Origin of the sequence: Occallatibacter sp. (genome assembly GCF_049510455.1) — a bacterium.
Lineage (GTDB): Bacteria > Acidobacteriota > Terriglobia > Terriglobales > Acidobacteriaceae > Telmatobacter.
In genome coordinates, this window is record NZ_JBEKYX010000161.1 from 1 (window position 1) to 5,857 (window position 5,857).

A 5,857-nucleotide genomic window follows, 5' to 3' on the forward strand; every position below is an offset into this window, starting at 1 on the left:
AACTTTGCATGCAATTAACCCCATTTATGCTTTACTCAGAATCAGCAGAAGAAAGAGCTACGGCCCGAATCCAAAAAGGATTCGGGCCGTAGCTCTTTCAAGGCAGCCCAGAAATTTTTTTTTCGGGGGGGTATCTCACCAAAGTAACCGCTCATGATAATCAATTAGTAAACACTGTAAATCAGCGGTAAATTACACAAAAACAATCACATAGCGGCATAATTCTTCACCTCTCGAAAAACAGCCTGGCCGGGAAAACAAAAAGCGAAAGTTGTTCCAGCAAATCCTCAGACGCTGCCGTCCCAGGCCGCAACATCAGAGCATCTCTCCCGAAGGTATACAGTTCGGGTGCCCCACCCTCGCCGCGTATTTGTTTTTGCGCCAGGGGTCGCTCTACAGCAAGAGGAGAAATGCTCTAGCCACTCTTGCAGGAGTGTTCGTAATTGCGAAAAACTCGCAACGAAAAGAGCGTGTCGAAAAATCGAATGCTCTTGAAAAGCGTAGACGTTCCTAAACGTGGGTTAAACAGAGTAATTACTGCCTTAAGTGGTAAACAGGCTGTAAGGCTCGAAAAAAAAGGAAGAAAATCTTTTTTTCCTTAAAAAGGTAACCAATTTTGGGTGCCTGTTGACAATTAAGTAAACATGGAAAATTCAACTCAAACATTTTAATATCAAATACTTAAGTCGTAAACTGTCTCACAGGAAATTGCAGGCCTGCTCCACTCCCTCTGAGCCGCCTCCACTTTTGCCGCCGTGTATGCTTATTGCCATGCCACGCAACCTGCCTTTCCGCCTGCAGTTGTCGTTCGCCCTTTTTCTTACCATCGGCGTTGCTCTCCATGCCGCGGACTCACCGCGCTTTCCCAACACCGACGACTTGCGCCACCTGAAAGCCCTCGGCGCCCCGCAGCTCTCGCCCGACGGCACGCAGGTGCTGTTCACCGTGACTGACTCCACGGCCGACGGCGCAAAGACCCACATCTGGCTCGTCTCCACCTCGGCTGCGGCTGACTCCCTCCGCCAGCTCACTTTCTCTGGTCCTTCTGACAAGCGCGGCGAACGCGCCGCGCAGTGGTCGCCGGACGGCAAAGCCATCTTCTTTCTCGCCCGCCGCGGCGAACACACGCAGCTCTTCAGGCTGGATATGCGCGGCGGCGAAGCCCAGCCCTACGATCTGAAGGTCATTCCCGTCGTCGATGAGTCGAAGGCCAAGAACTTCATCCCTCCGCCGAACGCCGACAAGAAGGCCGACGATAAAAAGCCGGACGAAAAGAAAGATGACAAGAAGGACGAGAAGAAAGACGACAAGAACGAAGCGCTGCCCATAGACGTAAGCAGTTATTCCATCTCCGCCGATGGCAAGTGGCTCGCAATCATCGCCCATGACCCGGAGACGGCTGGAGAGAAGAAAGGCCGCGACGCCAAGGCCGACGCCGAATGGGTCAACCACGATCCGCACGGCTCGCGTCTCTATCTCGCCGCGCTCAAGGCCGATGGCGCCCTCGAAGCTGGAGACAAGCCGGGCGCGCTCAAGCCCGTCGCCATCGAGCCCGACGTTCGTTCCGCTGCCTGGTCGCCGGCGGCCAATAAGCTCTTCGTAGTCTCCGAACCGCCGAACGATCTCTCGGACCTTGGTCCCGCAGGCAAATCCTGGATTGTAGACGCCGCCACACCCGGTCAAGCGGAGCAGATCAACGCCATCCCCGCCACCATCGGCGGAGCAGCCTTCTCTGCTGACGGCAACGCCCTTGTCTTTGCTGCAGCTACTCCTGAAGATGCGCCTCCCGGCTATGACGAGCTCTTCGCGCTGCCTTCGCTCGCTTCAGGCACGCAGCCCATCCGCATCTCTGCCGGTTTCGCCGGCCAGATCAACGCCGGAGTGCTCCAGTTCCTGCCCGATGGAACGCTCATAGCAGCCGCGGGCATCGGCACACGCAACTCCGTGGTCAAGCTCACGCTCGACGGCAAGACCAGGCCGACGCCAATCGATCTTGGATCAGCGGCCATCACCGGCTTCACAACCAACCGCAAGCAGACCGGCTGGCTCTGGCTCGCAGACAGCGGCGGCAATCCGGTAAAACTCTGCTACTCGGCTTCACTCAGCGCATCCTGCACCGCGCTTCCCATCCCAGAGCTCGCTCCGGCTGGCCTTCGCTCCACAGAGCCCGAGCTCGTCTCGTGGAAGTCCGGCAAGTTCACCGTCGAGGGCCTGCTCTATCTGCCCCCGCAAGCTCAATCCGGTAAAGTCCCGCTCATCGTCGACGTCCACGGCGGCCCCTTCGGCGCATTCGAGAATCGCCACGACCCTTACGCCGACTTTTTCCTCGGCCACGGCTGGGCCGTTCTTCGTCCCAATCCGCGCGGATCATCGAATTACGGTGTCGCCTTTGGTGCCGCCAACAAGAATGATCTCGGCGGCGGCGATTATCAGGACATCATGGCCGGTGTTGATTACGTTCTCTCCAAATACCCGCTCGATTCCACCAAAATGGCGCTCATGGGCTACAGCTATGGCGGCGAGATGGCCGGCTTCGTCGAGGGAAAGACAGATCGCTTCAAGGCCATCATCTCCGGCGCGCCCGTTATCGATCAGTTCAGCGAATACGGCACCGAGCGCGGCTCCTGGTATGACCGCTGGTACTTCGGCAAACCCTGGGAGCACATGGAAGACGCCTGGCGGCAGAGTCCGCTCTCCGGTGCTGCTCACGCCAAAACACCCTTCCTGCTCATCCAGGGCGAGTCCGACAGCACCGATCCGCTCGGCCAGTCCCAGGAGATGTACCGCGCCCTGCGTCAGGAAGGCGTTCCGGTCGAGTTGGTCAGCTATCCGCGCGAGGATCACGGTCCGCTCGCCGGCGGCATCTTTGGCCGTCCTTCGTCCGAGCCTTGGCACGGCTACGATGGCCGCCAGCGCATCATCGAATTCCTCAACAAAGCCTTTGGCGTGACGGAAAACCAATAGCGCACAAAACCGTCCTATGAAGAAGCTGTCACGGAGCACGCATCTTTGAAAAAATCCTGGCTTGTTCTGGGGCTCGTTCTCTTCTTGTCATTCCCATGCGGTCGCGCGCGGGCTGCGGACGCTCCTCAGCCCGCAGCGAATACCGGCTTCGATGCATACCTGGAGAAAGTGGAAGCGCGACTTGCGCACCAGTATCAATCGCCAACGGGCTTTCTCGCCGGCCTCGATTCGGCTCGCGATCGCCTGCGCCGCGGAGATCTTGTTATCGAAAACCTCAACACCGATTCGAACACCAATCTGACCGGCGCAATGTTGCATCATTGGCGCGGCACAGCTTTCGTCCCCAACGCGCAGGTTGCAGACTTTGAGCGGCTGATGAAGAATTTCAACACGTATCCGCAACACTTTTCGCCGGAGGTGCTGCAGGCAAAGGTGCTGAGCGAACACAGCGACAGCGGAGTGGACCACATCAATGCATCGATGCGGGTTCGCCAGAAGCATGTCCTCACCGTGGTCATGGATATGACCTATGACGTCGCCTTTGCCCGCCTCGACGCTCAGCACGGATACAGTTCTTCGCGCAGCACACGCGTTGCGGAGATCGCCTCTCCCGGCACAAGTAATGAGCACGCGCTCAGCGATGGCGAAGAACATGGCTTCCTTTGGCGGCTGAACACCTACTGGAGCTACGAAGAGGGAGACGGCGGCCTCTACATGCAGATTGAAAGCATCTCGTTGACACGCTCGATCCCCACCGGGCTTGGCTGGGTGATCAAGCCTTTTGTTGAAAGCGTTCCGCGCGAATCGCTCGAATTTACGCTGCGTTCCGCCTGCAATGACTTAAAAAAGTAACTAGCGCTGAAAGCCGCGCTCTGATACGCATCCCCAAATTTCGCGATAAAAACCGCTTGACGGGGAAATAAGGTGTGGAATACATTTAACCAATCAGTTATTTAACTGATTGGTTTATTAAAAATAAAAACTCAGCCCATGCAAGATCAACTCAGTTCGACCTTTGCCGCGCTTGCCGATCCCACCCGGCGCGCCATTCTTGCCCGCCTTGCAATGGGCGAGACTTCGGTGACCGAGTTAGCGCAGCCCTTCCAGATGTCCATGCCCGCGGTCTCAAAGCACCTGAGGGTGCTTGAGCGCGCAGGGCTCATCGCACGCGGACGTGAAGCGCAGTGGCGGCCCTGCCGTCTGGACGCCTCACCGCTGAAAAATGCCGCCCAATGGATCGAGGAATACCGCCAATTCTGGGCGCCTTACGTGGATGCGCTCGATCACCATCTGGACCGCATGGAGCGCAGCCGTTTGAAGCAGGCAACACAAACGAAATCTGCGTCAACGAAAAAGAAGAAGAAGTGACGCGGCACTGTCCGCGAATCCGACAACGAGAGGAAAACGGCGATGAAGATCAAATTGACAAGCGTATATGTGGACGATCAGGAAAAGGCTCTGCGCTTCTATACCGAAGTCCTGGGCTTTGTGAAGAAAGCGGACTTCAGCCAGGGGCCGTTTCGTTGGCTCACAGTGGCCTCAGCAGAGGAGCCTGATGGCATGGAGCTGCAGCTTGCCCTGAACAACAATCCAGCGGCAAAGTCCTATCAGGAAGCCATCTTCCAGCAGGGACAACCCGCCGCCAACTTCTTTACTGACGCCATCGAGGCCGATCACGAGCGCATGAAAGCCAGTGGCGCCGAGTTCACCATGCCGGTGACAGATGTGAAGTATGCCAAGATCGCCACGTTGAACGACACCTGCGGCAATCTCATTCAGATCACGCAACTGGCACACTGGCAGGGATAAAGCCATGAACGACCGCACTCCATACACGCCCGGCCCGGCGCGCGGGGCGCAGGTACAAAAGGATGGCGAAAAATGGACGCTTATCCTTGTGAGAGAACTGCGTCACTCGCCAGAAAGCGTTTGGCAGGCGCTGACAGACCCGGCACAACTGCGCGAGTGGGCCCCCTTCGAAGCGGATGGGAACCTCGGAACGGCTGGAAGCACTGTGAAGCTTAGCTGGGTGACAACAACGCAGGTTACCGAGACTAAAGTGATGCGAGCGGATGCCCCAAGGGTGCTGGAGTATCACGACATGCGATGGGAACTGGAGCCGCTGGCAGACGGTACACGCCTGACGCTGTGGCACAGCATTGATCGCCGCTTCATTGCATGGGGCGCAGCGGGTTGGCACATATGCCTCGATGTCATGGATCGATCCCTCGCAGGTAATCCAGTCGGACGCATCGTAGGCGCCGATGCCATGAAATTCGAGTGGCGGCGATTGAACGCCGAATACGCCGGGCAGTTAGGCGTGGAGACGCCCAACTGGCAGCCTCCAGCCGCAAAATCCTGAAGAAAGGCGATTTTTATGTTCAATCCAAACTGTCCAAAATCTCATTCTGGATTGTCACCGGCCTATTCCGCCTGTGGATGACCTTCACCGCCTTCGCGCAATTGAAGCTCCCGCAAGTGGCGGAGGCTTTCAGGCAGTTGGGCTTCCCCGGCTACTTTCGCTTTTTGTTTTCCCAGGAAGGCTGTTTTCTTTGGGATGGGAAATTATGCCGCTATGTGATTGTTTTTGTGTAACTTACCGTTGATTTATGGTGTTTACTAATTGATTATCATGAGTGGTTACTTTTGAGGGGACACCCTCGAAAAAAAATTTCTGGGCTGCCTTGAAAGAGCTACGGCCCGAATCCTTTTTGGGATTCGGGCCGTGGCTCTTTCTTCTGCTGATTCTTAGTAAAGCATAAATGGGGTTAATTGCATGCAAAGTTTCTGAAGGAGGTGGGGTTACGAAAGGGTGGTGGACTTTGGTAATGGGGAAAGAAAGGGAAAAGGGACAAGGGATATAGAGACCAGGGCGTTTCTCCTCTTGCTGTGG

At 56.5% G+C, this 5,857-nt stretch carries 6 protein-coding genes; 5 read left to right on the forward strand and 1 reads right to left on the reverse strand.

Annotated features, from left to right (window positions below; translation table 11 throughout):
* The first annotated feature begins 771 nt into the window (after positions 1 to 771).
* The 5 genes from ABSG47_RS20020 (at position 772) to ABSG47_RS20040 (ending at position 5,326) form a co-directional block, all read left to right on the forward strand.
* Complete coding sequence (locus tag ABSG47_RS20020; protein WP_424172046.1) at positions 772 to 2,964, forward strand: S9 family peptidase; 2,193 nt, start codon at positions 772 to 774, stop codon at positions 2,962 to 2,964.
* Positions 2,965 to 3,009: 45 nt separating this feature from the next.
* A complete protein-coding gene (locus ABSG47_RS20025) occupies positions 3,010 to 3,816 on the forward strand; it encodes a hypothetical protein (RefSeq protein WP_424172049.1) in 807 nt (268 codons plus the stop codon).
* 138 nt (positions 3,817 to 3,954) lie between these two features.
* Complete coding sequence (locus ABSG47_RS20030) at positions 3,955 to 4,332, forward strand: ArsR/SmtB family transcription factor (RefSeq protein WP_424172052.1); 378 nt, start codon at positions 3,955 to 3,957, stop codon at positions 4,330 to 4,332.
* Between the two features lie 42 nt (positions 4,333 to 4,374).
* A complete protein-coding gene (locus ABSG47_RS20035; RefSeq protein ID WP_424172055.1) occupies positions 4,375 to 4,773 on the forward strand; it encodes a VOC family protein in 399 nt (132 codons plus the stop codon).
* Positions 4,774 to 4,777: 4 nt separating this feature from the next.
* A complete protein-coding gene (locus ABSG47_RS20040) occupies positions 4,778 to 5,326 on the forward strand; it encodes an SRPBCC family protein (RefSeq protein ID WP_424172058.1) in 549 nt (182 codons plus the stop codon).
* A gap of 234 nt (positions 5,327 to 5,560) precedes the next feature.
* Here the strand turns inward: ABSG47_RS20040 and ABSG47_RS20045 are convergent.
* A partial coding sequence (locus ABSG47_RS20045) for a hypothetical protein (protein WP_424172061.1) occupies positions 5,561 to 5,857 on the reverse strand: 297 nt, incomplete at its 5' end.